The organism is Nonomuraea sp. NPDC003707 (assembly GCF_053587055.1).
Map to the genome: position 1 here is coordinate 147,358 of NZ_JBSFNK010000016.1, position 21,367 is coordinate 168,724.

The 21,367-nt window shown below is 73.4% G+C and carries 15 protein-coding genes; 6 read left to right on the plus strand and 9 right to left on the minus strand.

Annotated elements, in window-relative coordinates; translation table 11 throughout:
• Positions 1-79: 79 nt before the first annotated feature.
• A complete protein-coding gene (locus ACWDRB_RS35740) occupies positions 80-3,244 on the minus strand; it encodes an AfsR/SARP family transcriptional regulator (protein ID WP_449901246.1) in 3,165 nt (1,054 codons plus the stop codon).
• Between the two features lie 75 nt (positions 3,245-3,319).
• Here ACWDRB_RS35740 and ACWDRB_RS35745 point away from each other — a divergent pair, with 75 nt between their 5' ends.
• Positions 3,320-4,684: an FAD-binding oxidoreductase gene (locus ACWDRB_RS35745; protein ID WP_449901248.1), complete on the plus strand. Its 1,365-nt coding sequence runs from the start codon at positions 3,320-3,322 to the stop codon at positions 4,682-4,684.
• A gap of 43 nt (positions 4,685-4,727) precedes the next feature.
• On the opposite strand, the gene ACWDRB_RS35750 is transcribed toward ACWDRB_RS35745, so the two are convergent.
• Positions 4,728-5,288, minus strand: coding sequence for a GNAT family N-acetyltransferase (locus tag ACWDRB_RS35750; RefSeq protein WP_449901251.1), 561 nt, complete (start codon positions 5,286-5,288; stop codon positions 4,728-4,730).
• A gap of 157 nt (positions 5,289-5,445) precedes the next feature.
• Between ACWDRB_RS35750 and ACWDRB_RS35755 the strand changes: the two genes are divergently transcribed.
• A complete protein-coding gene (locus ACWDRB_RS35755; protein WP_449901255.1) occupies positions 5,446-5,943 on the plus strand; it encodes a hypothetical protein in 498 nt (165 codons plus the stop codon).
• Between the two features lie 152 nt (positions 5,944-6,095).
• A complete protein-coding gene (locus tag ACWDRB_RS35760; RefSeq protein WP_449901258.1) occupies positions 6,096-10,820 on the plus strand; it encodes a GH92 family glycosyl hydrolase in 4,725 nt (1,574 codons plus the stop codon).
• Here the strand turns inward: ACWDRB_RS35760 and ACWDRB_RS35765 are convergent.
• The gene (locus ACWDRB_RS35765) at positions 10,817-11,920 is read right to left on the minus strand and encodes a hypothetical protein (RefSeq protein ID WP_449901260.1); all 1,104 of its coding nucleotides are present in this window, start codon (positions 11,918-11,920) and stop codon (positions 10,817-10,819) included. The genes ACWDRB_RS35760 and ACWDRB_RS35765 overlap by 4 nt on opposite strands.
• A 63-nt stretch (positions 11,921-11,983) precedes the next feature.
• Complete coding sequence (locus tag ACWDRB_RS35770) at positions 11,984-12,559, minus strand: TetR/AcrR family transcriptional regulator (protein WP_449901262.1); 576 nt, start codon at positions 12,557-12,559, stop codon at positions 11,984-11,986.
• A gap of 97 nt (positions 12,560-12,656) precedes the next feature.
• Here ACWDRB_RS35770 and ACWDRB_RS35775 point away from each other — a divergent pair, with 97 nt between their 5' ends.
• Complete coding sequence (locus ACWDRB_RS35775; protein WP_449901264.1) at positions 12,657-13,763, plus strand: FAD-dependent monooxygenase; 1,107 nt, start codon at positions 12,657-12,659, stop codon at positions 13,761-13,763.
• Between the two features lie 9 nt (positions 13,764-13,772).
• Here the strand turns inward: ACWDRB_RS35775 and ACWDRB_RS35780 are convergent, their stop codons facing one another.
• Positions 13,773-14,231, minus strand: a complete 459-nt coding sequence (locus ACWDRB_RS35780) for a MarR family winged helix-turn-helix transcriptional regulator (protein WP_449901266.1) — start codon at positions 14,229-14,231, stop codon at positions 13,773-13,775.
• A 57-nt stretch (positions 14,232-14,288) separates the two neighbouring features.
• Between ACWDRB_RS35780 and ACWDRB_RS35785 the strand changes: the two genes are divergently transcribed.
• The gene (locus ACWDRB_RS35785) at positions 14,289-15,071 is read left to right on the plus strand and encodes an alpha/beta fold hydrolase (RefSeq protein WP_449901267.1); all 783 of its coding nucleotides are present in this window, start codon (positions 14,289-14,291) and stop codon (positions 15,069-15,071) included.
• A gap of 24 nt (positions 15,072-15,095) precedes the next feature.
• Here the strand turns inward: ACWDRB_RS35785 and ACWDRB_RS35790 are convergent, their stop codons facing one another.
• From ACWDRB_RS35790 to ACWDRB_RS35800, 3 genes are read right to left on the minus strand one after another with little or no spacing between them, the layout of a single operon-like run.
• Positions 15,096-15,701: a response regulator transcription factor gene (locus ACWDRB_RS35790; protein WP_449901444.1), complete on the minus strand. Its 606-nt coding sequence runs from the start codon at positions 15,699-15,701 to the stop codon at positions 15,096-15,098.
• A gap of 60 nt (positions 15,702-15,761) precedes the next feature.
• Positions 15,762-17,240, minus strand: a complete 1,479-nt coding sequence (locus tag ACWDRB_RS35795) for a pyridoxal phosphate-dependent decarboxylase family protein (protein ID WP_449901269.1) — start codon at positions 17,238-17,240, stop codon at positions 15,762-15,764.
• A 60-nt stretch (positions 17,241-17,300) separates the two neighbouring features.
• Positions 17,301-19,232, minus strand: coding sequence for a sensor histidine kinase (locus ACWDRB_RS35800; RefSeq protein WP_449901271.1), 1,932 nt, complete (start codon positions 19,230-19,232; stop codon positions 17,301-17,303).
• A gap of 151 nt (positions 19,233-19,383) precedes the next feature.
• Between ACWDRB_RS35800 and ACWDRB_RS35805 the strand changes: the two genes are divergently transcribed.
• Positions 19,384-20,076, plus strand: coding sequence for a DUF1579 family protein (locus ACWDRB_RS35805; protein ID WP_449901273.1), 693 nt, complete (start codon positions 19,384-19,386; stop codon positions 20,074-20,076).
• Here the strand turns inward: ACWDRB_RS35805 and ACWDRB_RS35810 are convergent.
• Entirely contained in the window at positions 20,073-21,215 is a 1,143-nt protein-coding gene (locus tag ACWDRB_RS35810; RefSeq protein WP_449901275.1) for a hypothetical protein, read from the minus strand. The genes ACWDRB_RS35805 and ACWDRB_RS35810 overlap by 4 nt on opposite strands.
• Positions 21,216-21,367: the final 152 nt, after the last annotated feature.

Sequence of the window (21,367 nt, forward strand, 5' to 3'; positions counted from 1 at the left end):
TGGCCGAGGTCGCGAGCTGGCCCCGCACGCGTCCCGAACCGAGGTCGCGGCGAGCTGGGTCCGGTGTTGCGCGGGCTGGTCATGGGATGGCGAGCGCGGCTCTGACCTCCTCCAGGCGGGCGGCGTAGCGGGGCCAGCCGAAGCCCGAGGCGGTGTAGGCGGCGGCCGTCGCCTCCGCCAGCTCCCCGGCCCGCCGCCGGTCCCGGCCCGCGAGCGCCAGCGCCGCCGACACGGCCCGGGCCGCGAGCCAGGGCGTGCTGTGCTCGGCCGACTCGGCGTAGACCTCGTCCAGCAGCGCCGCCGCCTCGCCGAGCTCCTCGCGGCGGATGAGCACGTCGGCCAGGTCGATGTGCGCCATGCTCGCCCCGGAGCCGTCGGTGACCGCGTAGCCGACGGCCGTACGCATATGGGCTTCCGCCCGGCCCAGCTCCCCCTCGGCCATGGCGACGGCGCCCCTGATCAGCTCGTTGAGCGGGAGGATCTGGCGGTCGTCCAGCCGCGCGGCGTAGTGGTCGGACTCGGTGGCGCACGCCAGCGCCTCCTTGAGGCGGCCCATGCCCAGCAGCGCCTGCGCCTGGTTGCTGAGACCGCGCGCCAGCCCGTGCTCGTCGCCGGTCTCCAGGTCGAAGGCGTTGGCGGTGACGTAGCGCTGGAGCGCCTGCTCGGCATCGCCCGAGTAGAGGTGGAGCGTGCCGAGCGCGTCGGCGAAGGCGGACACCCGCTGCGTGTGGGAGACGCTCTCGGCCAGCTCCAGGCCCTGGAGCAGCGGCGGGAGCGCCTCGCGCAGGCGGCCGCGTTCGATCTCCACGATGCCGCGGTAGTAGAGGACGTTCATGGTCACCATGTCGTCCGACGCGATCTCGGCCAGCTCGGCGGCCCTGGTCAGCAGCTCGGCCGCGGCGTCGAACTTGCCGACCATGGTGGAGACGAAGGCGTGGTCGCTCAGCGCGGTCGCCTGCTCGGTCGGCGTGCTGCCCGGCGCGTCGGCCAGGGCCGAGAAATGCCGCTCGGCCTCGCCGTACCAGCCGCGGATCAGCCACGGCGTGTGCAGTTCGAGCGCCAGCCGCAGGCCGTCGGCCGCCCGCTCGGTGCCGGGGGCGCGCTCCAGCGCGTCGAGCAGATTGGGCCACTCCGCGAACACGGCCGACACCTCCTCCGCCGCGAGGAAGTCGGTCGGCGCGCCGAGCCGGCGGACGAACGCCACGCACCAGCCCAGATGGGCGGCCAGCGCGCCCTCCGTCTCCCCTGCGGCGAGCAGCTTCGCCCGCGCGTAGTCGCGTACGGTCTCCAGCAGCCCGAACCGCCGCCCGCCCCCGGACGTCTCCACGGTGACCAGGCTCCGGTCCGCCAGCTCGGCCAGCGCGGGCGCGACGTCCCCGACGGTCACACCCTCTCCAACGGCGTCACCCGTGCCGGGACCGCCCGTGCCGAGGTCACCCGTGCCGGGACCGCTCGTACCGGGACCGCCTGGGCCGGCGTCGTCCGGCACGGCCGGCACGACGTGTTCGGCGGCCTCCAGGTCGAAGCCGCCGCTGAACACCGACACCCGCCGCAGCACCAGCCGTTCCCGCTCGGCCAGCAGGTCGTGGCTCCAGTCGAGGGCGGCGCGCAGGCTCGTGTGCCGGCCGCCCGCGGTGCGTCCGCCGCCCACCAGCAGGCGCAGCCGGTCCTCCACCCGTGCGGCCAGTTGCGTCACGGTGAGCGTGCGGGTCAGACCGGCGGCCAGCTCGATCCCCAGCGGCAGCCGGTCCACGGCGGCGCAGATCGCCGCGACGGCGGCGGGTTCGGCGCCGACCTGGTCGGGGGCGCATCGCTGGGTGAACAGCGTCGCCGCCGCGTGCGCGGGCAGCGGTCCGACCCGGTTGAGCTCCTCCCCCGCCGCCAGCAGCGGGAGCTGCGAGGTGACCAGCACGGCCAGCCCGTCGGTACGGCCCAGCAGCCCCATGACCAGCTCGGCCACCTGGTCCACGAGATGCTCGGCGTTGTCGAGCACCAGCAGCCCGCCGTCCAGGCGCGCGGCCAGCTCCGGCAGGGGATCGTCGGACTCCGACTCCAGCCCCACGGCCGCCGTCACCGCCGCGCGCACCGCCCCTTCCCGGTGTAACGGCGCCAGCTCCACCAGGGTCACCGCCCTGGGCTCCGCGGCCGGGGCCTGGGCCACGGCCTTGGCCGCCTCGACGGCGAGCCGCGACTTGCCGCTGCCCGGCCCGCCCGTGAGCGTGACGAGCCCCGGCCGCGCGAGCCGTCTCACCAGCGCCGCCAGCTCGCCGTCCCGGCCGACGAAGCTCGTCGCGGGGCCCGGCAGGCGTGCGCGGGAGCGAGCCTGATCCGGGGCGGGCGACTCCACAGGGGGCGGCCCCGGCGACCCGGCCGAGAGCAGGGACGGCTCCGCGACGGAGAGCGGGGACGGCTCCTGCCCGGGTGCGATCACGCCTTGCGCCGGGGCGGTGTTCATGAGCTGCAGGGACGGATCCTGGCGGAGGATCCGCAGCTCCAGCGCCGCCGTCTCCGGGACCGGGTCGACGCCGAGCGCGTCGGCCAGTCTGCAGCGGAGCCTGGCCAGCCGGTCGAGCGCGTCGGCCTGCCTGCCGGTGCGATAGAGGGCCAGCGCGAGCAGGCAGGACACCCGCTCGTGCAGCGGATGCTCGTCCGCCAGCCGCTCCAGCTCCGCGCTCACCTCGGCCGCCGCGCCGAGGGCGAGGTCGGCGGTGAGCCGCTGCACCATCAGGTCCAGCCGCCACGCCTCCAGCCGCTCCCCCTCCAGCTCGGCATAGGGGATCGCCCGCAGATCCGCCAGCGCGCTGCCGCGCCAGAGCCCGAGCGCCTGCGCCGCCGAGCCCCGGGCGCCCGCGTGGTCGCCGAACCTGGCCGCCGCGTGCGCACGTTCGGCGGCGGCCCGGGCCTTGACCAGGTCGGCGGCGTGGGCGTCGAGCGCGTAGCCGCCAGGCGTCCTGACCAGGGGTGAGGCCTGCCGCGACCGGCCCGCGCCCTGCCCGGGGCCGGCGGGGAGGGCGGCGCGCAGGCGGGAGACGAGGACCCGCAGACGCTCGGTGGGACGGGCCAGCTCCGCCTCCCCCCACAGGTCGGCGGCCAGCCGCGCGTCGGGAACCGGAGACCCGCCCGCGAGCGCGAGCCGGGTCAGCAGCGCGCGCTCAAGGAGGCGATCCACCACGATCGTCGCGTCTCCGGCACGGACGGTGACCGGTCCGAGCACGAGGACGTCCAGGCCGGGGAGGGAGGGCATGGGGGAATTATCTCAGCGAATTCCGTGAGACGTCCGTGAAACGGGGGTGCAAGGTCATCCGCTCAGGCTGGCCTCATGACACACGACATCACGGACCTGCGAGCCACCGTACAAGGAGAGGTCCTCACCCCGCGGGACGCCGGCTACGAGGACGCCCGGGCCCTGCACAACAGCATGATCAGCCGCAGGCCGGCCGCGATCGTACGGGTCAGCGGCACCGCCGACGTCGTCAGCACGCTGTCCTACGCACGCGAGCACGCCCTGGAGGTCAGCGTGCGCGGCGGCGGGCACGGGGTGGCCGGGCACGCGCTCGGCGGCGACCTCGTGATCGACCTGTCGGCGCTGCGCGGCGTCACCGTGGACGCGGCCGCCCGGACGGCCGTCGTTCAGGCGGGCGCGATCTGGGGCGAGGTCGACCAGGCCACGCAGGCGCACGGCCTGGCCGTGCCCGGCGGCCGGATCAGCCACACCGGCGTCGCCGGGCTCACCCTCGGGGGCGGCGAGGGCTGGCTGTCCGCGAAGTACGGGCTGAGCTGCGACAACCTGATCGCCGTCGAGCTCGTCACGGCCGACGGCCGGGTGGTCGTCGCCGACGACGAGAGCGAGCCCGAGCTGATGTGGGCGCTGCGCGGCGGGGGCGGCAACTTCGGCGTGGTCACGTCGTTCACCTTCCGGCTGCACCCGCTGGGCCCGCTGGTGCTCGGCGGCATGCTCGGTTACCGGGTGTCCGACGCGCCCGCCGTACTGGAGGCCCTGGACCGGCTGCACTCGGCCGGGCACGACGACTTCGCCCCCGCGGCGGTCTTCCTGACGGCGCCACCGGCGCCGTTCGTGCCCGGGCACGTGGTGGGGCGGCCGATCCTCGCGATCGCACCGGTCTGGCTCGGCGACCCGGAGGCGGGGGCCGAGGTGATCCGGCCGCTGTTCGAGGCGGCGACGCCGCTGTTCGACGCGGTCCAGCCGATGCCGTACCTGGCGCTGCAGTCGATGCTGGACGACGGCTCGCAGCCGGGGCGGCGCAACAGGTGGTCGGCGGAGTTCGTGCCCGGCCTGGAGCCGAGCCTGATCTCCGACCTGCAGGACGCCGCGATCGCCGCGCCGAGCCCGCTGTCGCAGCTGATCGTCTCGCCGTTGCCGGAGGCGGTCAGGACGGCGCCGGACTCCGCCTTCCCCAGCCGCCACGGCGGGCGCTGGCTGGTGCACCCCGTCGGCGTCTGGGTGGATCCCGGCGACGACCCCGCCAACCTCGCCTGGGTGGAGGAGGTGACCTCGGCGATCAGGAAGCACGGGGTCACCGGCTCCTACCTGAATCTGGAGCAGGCCGACGACGACCGGGTGCGCTGGGCGATGGGCGTGCGCAGGTATCGCCGGCTGCAGCAGGTGAAGGCGGCCTGGGACCCCGGCGACGTGTTCCGCCACTGCGCCCACGTCAGTCCATGAGGAGCCCGGCACCCGCCCGGACGGCGGGCGGGTGCCGGTCACGCTAGGACGGCTGCCCGGCCGCGCGCCACTCCGGCGCGAGCACCGACCAGACCTCCATGTCGTGCCGCTTGCCCCGGTACGGGTAGCTCTCCCGCAGCACGCCGTCCTTGGTCATCCCCAGCCGCCGGGCCACGGCGATGCTGGCCGCGTTCTCCGACGCGACCACCCACTCGATGCGGTGGATGCCCCGTTCCTCGACGGCCCAATCGATGATCACCCGTGCGGCCCTGGACACCAGGCCCTTGCCCGCCGCCGACGGCTCCAGCCAGCAGCCCACCTCCGCGACGCCCGTCAGGACGTCCATCGTGCGGAAGAGCACCCCGCCGACCAGCGTGCCGTCCAACCAGATGCCGTAGATCCGCCCGGTGTCGGTGGCGGCCTTCTCCGCGTATCTCTGGAGCAGGGACCGGCTCGACTCCAGGTCCGTGGCCCTGTCCGCGAACGAGATGAACTGCCCGACGAACTCCCTCGCCCGGTCCATGTGGGCCAGGAACTCCTCGGCCGACCACGGCTCCAGCGGCCGCAGCTCCGCGCCGTCCTCGCCCAGGGATATTGCGAACATCGTTCCCCCAACGATCGAAACCCAGGCCATATCGCCAGCAGATCCTCTCACGCGGCGCGGCCGGGCAGGTTGGCGATCTTCCCGAACAGCCCAAAACTGTGCATCGTCCCGCACGCCGACCGGCCGGGCCCGGCGGGCGCCCGACGACACTGCTGCCATGGACACGCATGACACCGAGGACGGCCAGGAGCGGACCGAGTTCGCGGGGGCCGTGTACGGCTCGCTGCTGGCGGCCTCGGTCGTGGCCGGCAGCGCGGTGGACGGCACGCCGGTGTCCGCGGGCGACCTCGTGGTCGTGTTGATCTGCACGGGCGTGGTGTTCTGGCTCGCCCACGTCTACGCCTGGGTGGTGTCCAGCAGAACCCAGTCCCTGACCTGGGAGCGGCTGCGCACGGCCGGCCGGCACGACTGGCCGGTGGCGCAGGCCTCGTTCCCCCCCGCCATCGGCGCCGCCTTCGCCTCGTCGCTGGGCCTGTCCGACAAGGCGTCGACCTGGGTGGCGCTGGTCGTCGCCGTGGCGAGCCAGACGGCCTGGGCCGTCGCGGCGGCCGTCACGGCCCGGGCCTCCGCGCGGGTGGTGGCCCTCTCCGGGGCCGCCAACCTCGCGATGGGGCTGGCCATCATCGCGCTCAAGACCCTGGTCGGCTCCCACTGAGGTCTTGACACAGCGCCGCCGATTTGAAAACTTCCTTAACAGATCGGGGTTGACAACGTTGTCATCACTCCTCCTGGGAGACCGCTGTGAGCACCCTCTGGCCTTCCCCGTCCCGTCGTAAACGATCTCTTATGATGGCGGTCTTATGCGCCGTGACCACCCTCGCCCTCGCCGCACCCGCCGCCGCGCTGACCGGCCCGGCCGGACCTGAGCCCGTGCCCAATCCCGGCCCTTCGGGCACTCCGCCCCCCAACCCCTCCTACAGCCCGCCCCCCGGCCCGCAGGCCGCCGAGCCGGCTCCGCCCGCGACGGAGACGCAGCGGGCGGCGCGGGACGGGCAGGCCCTGGCCCGGGCCGAGGGCGCGGCCTTCGCCTCCTCCTTCGAGCCCGGCGACCCGCAGCCGACGTGGGCCGACACGACAGAGACCGACGCCCGCGGCGTCAAGAAGGCCGCGAACGTCATCGGCACCCTGCCCGGACGCATCGAGGGCAGCATCTCGGACCAGATCGCCCGGTTCAGCGCCAGCGGCGAGAACGCCTCCGGCGGCGAGGGGAAGGAGAACCTGGCCGACGATGACGCGAACACCAAGTGGCTGGTGTTCGCCGGCACCGGCTGGGCGCAGTACGGCCTGGCCGCCCCGGTCGCGGTCGTGCACTACGGGCTGACCTCCGCCAACGACGCGCCCGAACGCGACCCGCGCGACTGGCAGCTGCAGGGCTCCCAGGACGGGCAGAGCTGGACCACCCTGGACACCCGGACCGGCGAGACGTTCACGGCGCGCTTCCAGCGCAAGGAGTACCGCTTCGCCAACCCGACCGCCTACGCCCACTACCGGCTGAACGTCACCCGGATCGGCGGCGGCTCGACCCTGCAGCTGGCCGAGTGGGAGCTGTCGGACGGCCGGACCGGCCCCACACCGCCCAGCGACATGCGCAGCCAGATCGGCGCGGGGCCGAACGGCGGGTTCGTGTCCAAGCCGCGCGCCGGCTTCTCCGGCCTGCGGGCGTTCCAGTACGCGGGCAGCACCACCGCCGAGACCGGCGGCCACTCCACCAACAAGGTGTTCGAGGTGGACATCCCGGTCACGGCCACGACGGAGCTGTCCTACGTGGTCTTCCCCGAGTTCACCGCGGCCGACCTGCGCTACCCCAGCACGTACGTCTCGGTGGACCTGGCCTTCCGCGACGGCACGTACCTCAGCGACCTCAAGGCCGTCGACCAGCACGGCGTCCGGCTGGCGCCGCGCGCGCAGGGCGAGTCCAAGACCCTGTACGCCGACCAGTGGAACTACAAGCGCGCCCAGATCGGCGAGGTCGCCAAGGGCAAGCGGATCAGCCGCATCCTGGTGGCCTACGACAGCCCGGCAGGGCCCGCCGGGTTCCGCGGGTGGGTGGACGACATCAGGATCGTCTCGGAGCGGAAGCGGCAGCCGTACGAGGGCCGCCCGGCACGCGACGATCGCAGCCCTGCCCAGTACGTGATGACCACCCGGGGGACGCACTCCACCGGCGGCTTCTCGCGGGGGAACAACTTCCCGGCCACCGCGGTGCCGCACGGGTTCAACTTCTGGACCCCGATGACCAACGCCGGCTCGACGAGCTGGCTGTACGAGTACCACCGGGCCGGCAACGCCGCCAACCTGCCCGAGATCCAGGCGTTCAGCGCCAGTCACGAGCCCAGCCCGTGGATGGGTGACCGGCAGACGTTCCAGTTCATGCCCTCGGCGGCCGAGGGGGTGCCCAACCCGTCCCGTACCGCCCGCGCGCTGGCCTTCCGCCACGAGCGGGAGGTCGCGCAGCCGCACCTGTACGCGGTCACGTTCGACAACGGGCTCAAGACCGAGATCGCCCCGGCCGACCACGCGGCGCTGGCCCGCTTCACCTTCCCCGGCACCGAGGCCAAGCTGATCTTCGACAACGTGAACAACAGCGGCGGCCTGACCCTGGACCCGGCCGGCGGTGTGGTGACCGGCTACTCCGACGTGCGCAGCGACCTGTCCACCGGGGCCACGCGGATGTTCTACTACGCCGTCTTCGACCGCCCGGTCACCGGCGGCGGCAAGCTGACCGGCCAGGGCCGCGACAACGTGCTCGGCTACCTGTCCTTCGACGCGGGCACGACGAGGACGGTCACCATGCGCATCGCGTCCTCGCTGATCAGCATCGACCAGGCCAGGCACAACCTGGAGCTGGAGATCGCCGCCTCGGACACGCTGGAGACGGTCAGCGAGCGCGCCCGCCGGGCGTGGGACGCCAAGCTGGGTGTCATCGAGGTCGAAGGGGCCGGCCGGGACCAGCTGGTCACGCTGTACTCCAACCTGTACCGGCTGTTCCTCTATCCCAACTCCGGCTTCGAGAACACCGGCACCGCTGCCGCGCCCGTCCACAAGCACGCCGTGCAGTCGGCGACCAGCACCCCGCCCAGCACACCCACCCAGACCGGGGCGCAGGTGGCGGACGGGAAGGTGTACGTCAACAACGGCTTCTGGGACACCTACCGCACCACCTGGCCCGCGTACGCGCTGCTGACGCCGAAGGCGGCCGGGGAGATGATCGACGGGTTCGTGCGGCAGTACCTGGACGGCGGCTGGATCTCCCGGTGGTCCTCGCCCGGGTACGCCGATCTGATGGTCGGCACCAGCTCCGACGTCGCCTTCGCCGACGCGTACCTGAAGGGGGTGACCGGCTTCGACGCCGTGGCCGCATACCAGGCCGCGGTCAAGAACGCCACCGTCGCCCCGCCCGCCCGGCAGGTGGGCCGCAAGGGCCTGAACACCTCCGTCTTCCTCGGGTACACGAGCGTCCAGTCGACCGGCGAGGCGATGTCGTGGGCGATGGACGGGTACATCAACGACTTCGGGATCGCGAACATGGCCAAGGCGCTGGCCGAGCGGTCCACGGGGGCGGAGCGTGCCCGCTACCTGGAGGAGTACGAATATTTCCGGAACAGGGCGCGTAACTACGTCCACCTGTTCGACCCGGCGGTGCGCTTCTTTCAGGGCAGGAACGCCGACGGCTCCTTCCGGCTCAAGCCGAGCGCCTACGACCCGCGTACGTGGGGCTTCGACTACACCGAGACCGACGGCTGGAACATGGCCTTCCACGTCCCGCAGGACGGCCGCGGCCTGGCCAACCTGTACGGCGGCGCCGACAAGCTGGCCGCCAAGCTGGACGCGTTCTTCGCCACCCAGGAGACGGCGGCGTTCCCCGGCTCGTACCGGGGGATCATCCACGAGATGCGCGAGGCCCGGGACATCCGGATGGGCCAGTACGGGCACAGCAACCAACCCTCGCACCACATCGCCTACATGTACGACTACGCGGGACAACCGTGGAAGACCCAGGCCAAGGTGCGCGAGGCGCTCTCGCGGCTCTACCTGGGCAGCGAGATCGGCCAGGGCTACCCCGGCGACGAGGACAACGGGGAGATGTCGGCCTGGCAGGTCTTCGGGGCGCTGGGGTTCTACCCGCTGCAGATGGGCAGCCCCTACTACGCGATCGGCTCGCCGCTGTTCAAGAAGGCGACGGTGCACCTGGAGGGCGGCAGGAAGCTGGTGATCAAGGCGCCGGGCAACAGCCCGCGCAACGTCTACGTGCAGGGGCTGACGGTCAACGGCAGGGCGTACGACAAGACGTACCTTCCGCACGAGCTGATCGCCAAGGGCGGCGAGCTGGTGTTCGAGATGGGGCCGAAGCCGTCGCGCTGGGGCACGGGCAGGAACGCCGCCCCGCCCTCGATCACCGACGACGACCGGATCCCCGCCCCGCTGCACGACCTCACGGGGCCGGGACGCGGCACGGCGTCGGCGGCCGGCGGCGCGGACGTGAGCGCGCTGTTCGACGACGACTCGGCCACCCGGGCGACGCTGCCCGAATGGGTGCGATACACCTTCGACGGCGACCGGGAGGCGCGTTACTACACGCTCACCTCCGGCGCCGGACAGCCTTCCGAGGATCCGTCCGGATGGGTCCTGGAGGGCTCCGACGGCACGTCGTGGAAGGTGCTCGACGAGCGGGCCGGCGAGAGCTTCCCGTGGCGGCTGCAGACCCGTCCGTTCAAGATCGCGCATCCTGGCGCGTACGCCCACTACCGGATCAGGTTCACCGGCGGCACGTCGCTCGCGGAGATCGAGCTGCTCGCTCCCGCGCCGCCCGCCACGTCACCGCTGGTCATCGAGGCCGCCGGGGTCTTCGCCGCTCCTGGGGAGACCGTGACAGTCCCGGTGACCGTGTCCGACCACGCCGACCGGCCCGCCGCCGGACGGCTGACCGCGACCGGCCCCGAGGGCTGGACCGTCCAGCCCTCGGGAGGGGTCGCCTTCGGTCCCGTCGCGCCGGGCGCGTCCCAGACCGTGACGTTCCAGGTGACGGTGCCGGCGACGGCGGGTCCCGGCAGCCACCCGATCCGGCTCGCCGCGACCTCCGACCAGGGGCCGGCCTCCGAACAGGTGGCGGTCACGGTGATCGGCGACACCGTGGAGTTCACGCCCGGCACGGCGGCCGAGGAGCCGTGGCTGCTGGAGGCCGACGGGTCCCAGCTCGACGGAGAGGTGTTCGACGGGCGCGCCCGTTTCACCGACGGCGACGGCCACGCCACCTACCGGTTCGAGCTGCCGGCCCAGGTGAGCGGGGGTTCGGTGACGCTGGACATCGGCAACCAGTTCCTGGTGCAGGTCTCGGCCGACAACCGGAGCTGGCGGACCGTGCTGCGGGAGAGCGCCGACGTGCGCGACCTGTCCAACCGCTCGGCGCGCACGCTCGACCTCGACGAGCTGCGGGGCGAGGCCCGTACGTTCTACCTGCGCATCGGGGACAGCCGGCCGGAGAACGGCTGGGGGTCCTGGCTGGCCAGGGTGCGGCTGGACCTGCGGCGCTAGGAGTTGCGGAAGATCACGTCTCCCTGAGGAGGTTTCCAGGCGAAGCCCGCGGCCAGCGCCGAGCCCGTACGCGGCACGGCGACGAGGTCCGTCCATGCAAATCCGGTCGCCGGCGGGGTGACGCTCTGCCGGGTCAGCACGCCGCCGGCGTACCGGAGCGCGTCGATGGACAGGGTGGTGTAGGCGTAGGGGTCCTGGCCGTCCGGGGTCGCGGTGATCGACTGCCGGGTCGTCGCCGCGTAGACGCCGCCCGAGCCGTCGCCGGACAGGGTGGTGACGCGGTCGCCGGGCAGCCGGAGCTGCTCCCACGTCCCGCCGCGCCGGTGCAGCAGGACGGCCCCCGGCTGCGTCCAGTCGCCCTGCTGGAACCCGGCGGCGATCCAGACGTCCCCGTTCGCGGCGGCGAGCACCGCGTCGTAGCGGACCCGTACCGGTCCGTACGCGGGCACGGCCGCCGCGGGCACCGCGACGGCGGGCAGCGCCACCGGGTGCCACGCCTTGCCGTCCCAGCGCATGACGGCGGAGGGACCCCAGCCCCAGATCTCTCCGGGCGTGCGGACGCTGATCTCCCTCAGGGACGCCGGTGCGGGCAGGCTCGTCCAGCGGCCGCCGTGATAGCGCTTGAAGAACACCCCCCGTGTACGGCCGTCGCGGCCCACGACCCAGGCGTGCTCGCCGTCCGGGACGTCCAGATCGGTGATCGTGGTCCGGCCCGACCCCATGAGCCGCCAGCGCCTGCCGTCCCAGCGCGACAGCACCGAGCTGGCGCCGGTGTTCCCCGCGATCCACACGTCGGCCGGGGAGGACGCCTCGATCAGGGAGATCTCACGCAGGGGCCCGCCCGGGCCGGCGAACTCCGTCCACTCCCTGCCGTTCCAGTGCCTGATCAGGGGCGCGGTGACGGGCGAGCCGGTCCGCGGATCGAGCTGCTTGGTCTCGCGCCGGCCCGCGGCCCAGGCGTCCGCCGGCCCGGTGGCGGCGAGATCCGCGATGTGCGTACGGGCTCCGCCGCGGAAGCTGACCTGCCAGCCGACGGCAGCCTCGACCGGCGTGACCATGGTGAGCGCCGCCAGCACGACGGCCACCGGGATGCGGTACACAGAGGCATGATGGCGCCTGCCCGGGATCCGGCCGGCTGCGCCGAGCTGAACGATTGACGAACTTCACCCCATCCGGGCGGTCAGCCCGCGCAGGCCCGCCAGGACCTCCGCCCCCGTCGGAGCCTGGTCCGGGTCGTTGAGCCACTGCATCATCACGCCCAGCAGCAGCGCGAGGTGCACCGAGCCGACGGTGCGCACCTCGCGCTCGGCGAGGTCCGCCTCGTCGCCGTCCACCAGGTGCGCGGCCATGCCGCGGCGGCCCTCGCGCTGACCGGCCACGAGCTCGTCGCGCAGCTCCGGCGAGTGCTCGGCCTGCACCATGGCCTCCAGATTGGCCAGCCACAGCGTGCGGTGCTCGCCGATCGACGCGATGAGCCGCTCCCAGAGCGCCTCGAAGCGCTCGCCGGGCGCGGCCGCCTCGTCCACGGCGGCCATCGCGGCGCCGATCTGCTCGCCCCACTCCCGCATGGCCTCCACCAGCGCCGCGTTGAGCAGCGCCTCGCGCGAGCCGAAGTGGTAGCCGATCGCGGCCATGCTGACGCCGGCCGCCGCCGAGATGTCGCGGACGGTCGTGCGCGCCCACCCCTTCTCCTCCAGACAGCGCCGCGCCCCGGCCAGCAGGTCCTCACGGTTTCCCATGGCGGACAGCCTAGCACGAGCGCATGAGACGTTCGTCTTGCGCATTTGCCCAAACTCTGCGTACGGTTGCCCCACACCAACCGAGAAGGGAAATCCCATGCGGATCCTGATCTCCGGCGGCAGCGTCGCCGGTCCCGCCCTGGCCTACTGGCTGCACCGGCACGGCCACGCGCCCACGATCGTGGAGCGGGCCCCGGTCGTCCGCGGCGGCGGCGCCGCCATCGACTTCCGCGGCAGCGCGCTGGAGGTGCTGGAGCGGATGGGCCTGCTGGAGGAGATGCGCCGACACGAGACGGGGATGACCGGGATGACGCTGGTCGACGACGCCGGCGCACCTCTGGCCGAGCTGCCCGCCACCGCCATCTCCGGTGACCTGGAGGTGCTCAAGTCCGATGTGACGGCCATCCTGTACGAGGCCACCCGCGACACCACCGACTACCTCTTCGACGACACGATCACGAGGCTCGACCAGGACGGCTCCGGCGTCCACGTGACCTTCGAGCGCGCCGGATCCCGTACGTTCGACCTGGTGATCGGCGCGGATGGGATGCACTCGACCGTGCGCCGGCTCGCCTTCGGCCCCGAGTCCCGCTACGTCCGCCACCTGGGCATCTACGGCGCGCTGTTCACCACGCCCAACCTGTTCGGCCTCGACCGCACGGGCCTGATGCACAACACCAGCGGGCGCAGTGCGCTGGCCTTCGCCGCCCGCGGCAACAGCGAGCTCCGCGTCGGCCTGTCGTTCGGGGCCGACCACCTGGACTACGACCGGCGCGACCGCCGGCAGCAGGAGAAGCTGGTGGCCGAGCACTTCGCCGGCGCGGGCTGGGAGGTGCCCCGGCTGCTGGAGGCCATGAGCGAGGCCGAGGAGTTCTTCTTCGACTCCTCCGGCCAGGTCGTGATGGACTCGTGGTCGGCCGGCCGGGTGGCGCTGGTGGGCGACGCCGCGTACTGCGCGGCGCCCACCTCCGGCCGCGGCACCTCGCAGGCGTTGATCGGTGCGTACGTGCTGGCCGGCGAGCTGGCGGAGGCCCCGGACCACGCCACCGCCTTCGCCGCGTACGAGAGCCGGCTGCGCGACTACGTCGAGCGCAACCAGCTGCACGGCCGGGCCGCGGCCCGCTGGTTCCTCCAGCCGCCCACCGAGCCCCCGGTGGAGGTGGCCGAGGACGTCGTGCCGCTCAAGGACTACCCCGTGGGATGAAGGTCCCGCTCAGTCCATGTCGATGTCGTCGAGATGCCCGAGCAGGCGCGAGAGGACACGGAGGCAGGCGGTGACCTCGGCGTCGGTGAGGTCGCCGCCGATCCGGCGCAGCTCGGCGCGCTCGCGGTCGATCACGGCGGTGATGACGGCCCGCCCCTGCTCGGTCAGCCGGATGAGCGACGACCTCTTGTGCGCCGGGTTGGCCACGAACTCGACCAGCCCCCGCCCGGCCGCATCGTTGATCATCCGCTGGACGAACTGGCGGCTCAACGCCTGCGCCCGCCCCATCTGGGGGACGGTCATGGGCCCGTGCTCGCGCAGCAGGTTGAGCACGGCCCGCACCCCCACCGACAGCCCTTCGACGGGCGCGTCCTGCTCCACCTTGCGCTGGGCGCGCCGGTACAGCGGCCCCACCAGGTCGAACACCTCGGTGAGCCGGTCGCCCGGGCTGCGGTTCGTGTCACTCACCCCACCATGATGACACCTAGGTTGTCATCTTCATCCGAAAATGACACCTTGGTTGTCATGAAGGATCTGTTCTGGCTCGACACCGGCACCGGGCGCCCCCTCGTCCTGCTGCACGGCGGCTTCGTCGACCACGGCATGTGGGACGACCAGATTCCCCGCCTCGCCTCGCGCTACCGCGTCATCGCGCCCGACGCCCGCGGCCACGGCCGCTCCGCCAACGCCACCGAGCCGTACCGGCTCACCGACGACCTCGCCGCACTGCTGCGCCACCTGGACACGGGGCCGGCGGTCCTGGCGGGCGTGTCCATGGGAGCGAGCATCGCGGTCGACACCGCGCTGGAGCATCCGGACCTGGTCGCCGCCGTGGTCGTCAGCGGCGCCGGCACCGGCGAGCCGTACTTCACCGACCCCTGGACCACCCGGGCCCTGGCCACCTGGCACGCGGCGATGGCCGCCGGCGATCTGGAGGGCTCCGTCGAGGGGTTCATGCTGTTCGCCGCGGGCCCGCACCGCGCTCTCGACGACCTCGGCCCCGGCGTCGCCGGCCGCCTGCGCCGGATGGCCAGGGCCACCATGTCCAAGCACACCGCCGGCGAGCCCGACCTGCTCGTCCCGGTCCGCGACACCTGGGAGCGCGTCGCCGGGATCGGTGTTCCCGTGCTGGCCGTCAACGGCGCCCTCGACTCGCCCGACCACATCGGCATGGCCGAACGCCTCGCCCGCACCGTGGCCGACGGGCGGGCGATCTCGATCGACGGTGCCGCCCACTACCCCAACATGGAGCGCCCGGACCTCTTCAACGGCATCCTCGAGGACTTCACGTCCGCTGCGGCATCGTGAGATGCCGTTCGGCGCGGGCCGCGGTCAGAGCCAGCCGGCCTCGGAGGCGATGCGGATGGCGTCGATCCGGTTGCGGGCGCCCAGTTTGGCGACCGCCGAGGTCAGGTAGTTGCGGACCGTGCCGTAGGTGAGGAAGAGCCGCTCGGCGATCTCCAGGGGCTGGGCGCCGGTCGCCGACATCCGCAGCACCTCCGTCTCGCGCTGGGTGAGCGGGCTCTCCGGCGCCCGCAACGCGGTCATGGCCAGGGCCGGGTCCACCACCTCGCCTCCGGCGGCGACCGTCCGGATGGCGGCGACGAGGTCGCCGGGCCTGATGTCCTTGGGGACGAACCCGGCGACCCTCGCATCGAGCGCACGGCGCAGCTCGCCCGGCTTGCTCAACGCGGTCAGGATGAGCACCCGGCAGCCGGGCAGCCGGTCGTTCAGCTCGGCGGCGGCCGTGATGCCGTCCATCCCCGGCAGGTCGATGTCGATCACCGCGACGTCCGGCCGGTGACGCTCCGCCGCCGCCACGATCTCCGCCCCGCTGGACACCTGGGCCACCACGTCGATGCCGTCGTGGAGGTGGAGCAGCTCCACGAGCGCCTCGCGCAGGAGGAGCATGTCCTCCGCGAGGAGAACGCGGACCACGCTCATGTGCGCAATCCGGCTCGCCGCGTCGTCACGATCACTCAGCTTAGAGGCCCCGTTTCACAGTGTCTCCTCCTCGGCCTCGCCCGCGGCGGCGACCAGGTGGACGAGCCGCTCCACCTCGGCAGCGGTCGTGTGCGGGTTGAGCAGGGTGAGCTTGAGCCGCACGCGGCCCGGCCCCGCTCCCGGGAGCTCGGTACGGCCGACGACGGCGCGTCCCTCGTGGAGCAGGCGGCGGCGCAGCCCGGCGTTCACCCGGTCCGCCAGGGCGGAGTCCGCCGGGAGATACCGGAAGAGGAACGCCGTCAGCACCGGGTCGGCGTGCAGTTCCAGCCGGGGATGGACGCGGACGGCCGCCGCTCCCGCCCGCGCCAGATCGTGGCAGGCGTCCACGAGGCGGCCCAGTCCGTCCCTGCCGAAGGTCGCCAGCGTGACGGCGATCTTGAAGCCGTCGGGGCGGCGGGTGGTGCGCAGCGAATGCCCGAGCAGGCTGGTGTAGCCGGCCTCCTCGTCGTCGGCCGGGTTGAGATAGGCCGCGCGCCGCTCCAGCGACTCGTACGTCTCGGCCCGCCGTACCAGGAAGACGCCCGCGGCGACGGGCTGCCAGCCCAGCTTGTGCCAGTCCAGGGACACCGAGTCAGCCCGCTCGATGCCCGCCAGCAGCGGAGCCAGCCGGTCGGACAGCAGGGCGCCACCGCCGTAGGCGGCGTCCACGTGCAGCCAGGCCCCGTGCTCGGCGGCCAGCTCCGCGCAGGTTCCCAGCGGGTCGATCGCGCCCGTGTCGGTGGTGCCGGCCGTGGCGACCACGGCCATCGGCAGCTCGCCCCGCCGCACGCACTCCCGCAGCGCGGCGGCCAGCTCCTCCGGCCGCATCCGCAGCTCGCCGTCCACCGGGATGGTCACGACCGCGTCCTCGCCCAGGCCCAGCAGGGCCGCGGCGCGCCGTGTCGAGAAGTGGGCGGCGGCGGAGGCGAAGATCCGCGCCCGCGGCGCGTTCGCCGGCAGGCCGCTCCGCTCGATCCGGTGGCCGGTCGCGTGACCCAGCACCCGGTCCCTGGCCAGCATCAGGCCCATGAAGTTGGACTCGGTGCCGCCGGAGGTGAGCACACCCGCGGCCGAGTCCGGGTAGCCCACCAATCCGGCCAGCTCACCCAGCAGGAGGGTCTCCAGGGCGGTGGTCGCGGGGGCCTGGTCCCAGGAGTCCTGCGACGGGTTGAGCGCGGAGATCGCCAGGTCGGCGGCCACGGCGACGGCGAGCGGCGGGGAGTGCAGGTGCGCGGCGCAGGCCGGGTCGGCCGGGTCGGCGCTGCCGGCGGCCACCAGCTCGGTGAACCGGCGCAGGGCGTCACCGCCCGGCCCGGCGAAGCCCTGGGCGACTCCCGCGAAGAGCTCGCCGGGCGTACCGGCGGGGATCGGCCCGCCGCGCCGTGCCGCGCCTTCCGAGAGGGCGGTCAGCACCGTGCGCAGCAGAGGTTCCAGGGCGGCGGCGCCGGAGACGCCGCCGGACAGGTCGGGCACGACGGTCGGATGCGAAGACATGCGGGCTCCGGACGGGATGGACAAATGGACCGCGGTCGTACGGTTTCTCCTCCTCGAACGCTACTGGGGCGGGCGGCTCGCCTCCTGGGCGGCCTGGGTGGTGTCGGCCGGATCCGTGCGGAACTCGGCGAGCACCTCGAACCTGCCACCGGGGCGGTGCCCCGCCGTCAGCCGCCCGCCGGTCCGCGCCGCGATGCTGTCGAGCCCGGTCCCCCGCTTCCCCGGGCGTTCGGTGGCGCCGTCGTTGACCAGCCGCAGCCGTACGGACCCCGCCGCCTCCGACACGGTGATCTCGCAGGTGCGGGCCCGGCTGTGGCGCAGGACGTTGGTGACACCCTCACGGAGCACGGCGGCCAGCGCGGTGTCGGCCTCCGCCGCCAGCGGGCCCGTCCCGACGCTCGTCACCACCTCGATGCCGGCGCTCGCCAGCACCTCACGGGCCGCGTCGACCTCGGTACGGAGCCGCAGCTCGACCCGGTCCCCGGCGATGGAGCCGAGCTCCGCCACCGCTCGTTCGACCAGCGACCCGAGCGCGGCGATCTCGGACCTGGCCCGGGAGGGGTCGGTGTCCAGCAGGCGTTCGGCCACCTCGCCCTTCAACGCGACCGCCGACAGGCTGAAGCCCAGCACGTCGTGCAGGTCGCCGGCGACCCGCGCCCGTTCGCGGCGGACCGCCGCCTCGGCGAGCTCGTGCCGCATCCGTTCGAGCACGGTGAGGAGCCCGCTCAGCCGTCCGAGGCAGTACACCAGCCACATGATCATGATGTGGCCGCCGAACTGGGAGAGCGCCGCGGCGACGTCGTCGACGAACAGGGCGCCGCTGTCCACGGAGAGGAGGAGCCAGGTGAGGTGCCCGGCCAGGACGAGCCCGGTCATCGCCCAGGAGAGCGGCGGCCGTACGTTGAGCAGCAGCCTGCCCGTGAAGACGCTCAGCAAGCGGTCCCAGGCCTCGGGGAAGACGGCCAGCGGCAGCAGGATCAGCAGGCTCTGCGCGATCAGCGCCGCCCGCGACGGCGGGAGCACCTGGAGGATGACGACGGCGGCCAGCAGGGCCGCCGCGAGGGCGAAGGCCGGCCAGTCGTAGGGGTGGGAGGGCGCCATGACCCTCAGGACGAGCACGCACTGGATGAGCAGGACCGCGAGCAGCACGTGCCGGGCCAGGCGCGGCGACTCGATCGGAGGCTGGGCCTCCTGGGGAGCGGCGGCACGGTAGGCGCCGGCCGTGGCCCGCACCTCCGCCAGCGTGCGCCGCGCGAGCTCGACCCCTTCCCGGAGGTCGCGCCGGGCGAGTTCGGCATCTCCCCCGGGGTCGCGCCGGGCGGGTTCGACGCCTTCCCGGAGGTCGCTTCGAGCGTCCCCGGGCTCCTCCTGGGCCGCCTTCCGCATCCGGAACGCGATCGCCCGCAGCTTTCCGCCGAGGACGCCGCGTAACTCTCCGTCCAGCCGCAGGCGCTCCTTGGCCAGGGCCACCCGGGCCAGCTCCTCCCGGGTGCCGTGCACCTGCTCGACGGCCCGGACGAGCGCGGACAGGCCGAACACGATGAGACCGTCGTCCGCCGTGATGATCATGTACCCGAGGAGGGCCTGGATCTCCTCCCCGGGATAGGCGTCGTACCCGAGCACGAGGACGGACGCGCCGGCCGCGGCCACGACGAGGACGAACAGCGGCCAGGCGGCCCGCCGGGGAAGAGCGCACAGGACGGCGGCGGCCACGGTCCACGGCACCCAGTCCCAGGACTCGCCGACGACCGGGAACGGCAGGAAGTAGAGCAGCACCACGGCCGCGAGGAGCGCGTACCGGCCGGCCGGGCTCCAGCGCCGCACCGCCAGCGCGACCAGCGGCGGGTACGACGCCATCGGGAGCAGCACCCCGAGCGGGCCGGCGCCGCTGTCCAGCCCGGCGAGCGCGCGGATGGCGAACAGGATGCCGAACGAGGCCCACAGCATGGCTCGGGCCAGCCGGAGCGGAAGATCGTCCGCGGTCCGCGCCACCCGGCCCCTCCTCGTGAACCGTGCAAAATGCATACCCGGCCGAGTACAGCGACACTATCAGCGGCTATGCCCCCGATGTCACGATCCCTCTGCGCCGAGATCACTCCGGCGGCCGGGCTCGTCCGAGCCCTCCGAGCACTGTGGAGACATCATGCTGAACCGACTGGCACCGGCCGTGGTCTCGGCCGTGGCCATACTGGGCCTGGCCGGCGCGCCGAGCGCGCCCGCCGCGACACCGATCACCGCGCGGACCGCCGCCCAGCTCCAGAGCGCGCCCGCCGCGGCACCGATCACCGCGCGGACCGCCGTCCAGGTGCGGAGCGCGCCCGCCGACGTCCTCGCGCCCGGCCCCTTCCACCGGCAGCTCGACCCGCTGGTCGGCACGTGGAAGGCCGTCAAGACCAACTACCTCCTCGGCGGCGGCAAGCCGATCGTCTCCCGCGACATCACCGTCACGACGCGGTGGATCGCCAAGACCGGCGGCCGCTTCCTGGAGGAGCGGACCGAGGGGACCCTGGGCGGCAACCCCTACTACCGCCTGGGCGTCCTCGGCTTCTCCACCATCGACCGGCGCTACGAGTGGACGACCTTCGACAGCGTCACCCCCACCGCGATGACCTACCGCGGGCCCGCGCTCACCAAGCGCACCAACAAGCTGTCGCTGCCCGGCACGTTCACCGACCCCGGCGTGCTCGGCCCCGAATACGTCGGGAAGACCATCCCGATGCGGACCGTGATCACCATCAGGTCGAACGACAAGCACACCTTCGACCTGTACTTCACGCCTCCCGGCCAGTCCGAACGGCTGGTGGACCACGTCGTCTACACCCGCAAGGCCGGCTAGGAGGATCCCAGCGCCACGGGCCAGATCACCAGAAGGTACGACTCGCCGGGGCGGTTGGACAGCCGTTCCCCCCGCCGGGCGCGGCCGTGGACCTGCAGGCCGTAGCGACCCGCGCCCTGGAACGTCAGGTTGGGCGGGCGCTCGCCGTCGGTGTGCATCCCCTCGATCTGCATGATCCCCGTCGTCGTGGCGAACTCGATCTCCTCCACCTGCTCCCACCGGCTCACCGGCAGGCGGGGCGCCGCGGGATCCCACCGCACGTGCACGCCCACCCGCCCCTGGCGCTTGAGCGTGCGGATGACCAGCAGGTCGGGCACGGCCGCCACCAGGCCGCCGGGCAGCTCAGGCTCGGCGGCCGGCTCCCGGTAGGGGTTGCCGATGCGTAAGCCGTGCTCCGAGGCGAGAGCCGTCCCGCGCACGGGGGTGGGCGGCGGAACGGGCCTGGCACGAGCGACGCGCCCCGGCACGGGCGACGGCACCCGAGCGCGGGCGACGACTCCCGGCACCTGCTCCACCCGCCCACCACGCCCCGGCTCCCGCTCCACCCGGGCGACGTTCCCCCACTCACCCTCCGCCCGTGCGACGCGCCCCGGCTCCTGCGCCGGGAGGCCGAGGTGCCGGGCCCGCTCCCGGAGATCGCGGGACCTGGCGGGCAGCCCCAGCTCCTCGGCGACCCCCACCCCGAGCCGGCGCCGGGCCTCGGGCCCGACGTCGATGGGCCACACGGTCACCAGGTAGAACTCGAACGGCACCCGCGCCACGCCGTCGTAGTCGATGTCGCGCCCCCGGGCGTGCACCCGCATGCCGTAGCGGCCGGGGCCGTGCGGAGTGAGCACGGGAAGCTCCTCGGGCAGGTCGCCCAGGAGGCCCGCCAGCCGCATCCCGCCCTCGAAGCTGATGAGCTCCACCTCCTCCACCTCGTCCCACCCCTCGGCGGCATCGGCGGGCGGGGCGTCGGCGAGCCGCACGGTGACGTCCACGACGCCGGTGTGGATGCCGGTGCGGATCACCGCCGCGCCCGGCACCGAGGCGGTCAGGCCGTTGGGCACGCCGTCCACGACGGGCACGTCCCCCTCTTCTTCCCGCACCTGGATCTGGTGGTAGCTCACGTGCACATCGGCCCGGGCTGTCGTGCTCATGCGTCACCCCTTCGACGGTCGGCTGTGCCGACACTGCCAGGCGGGTCCGACAGAATCCGGGAAGGCATCAAGATTACGACTTGTTGCAGTGCTCTACAATGATGAGAAGTTTCCGTAAGGTAACGCCTCCTTGAAGCGCCACACGCGGCAGC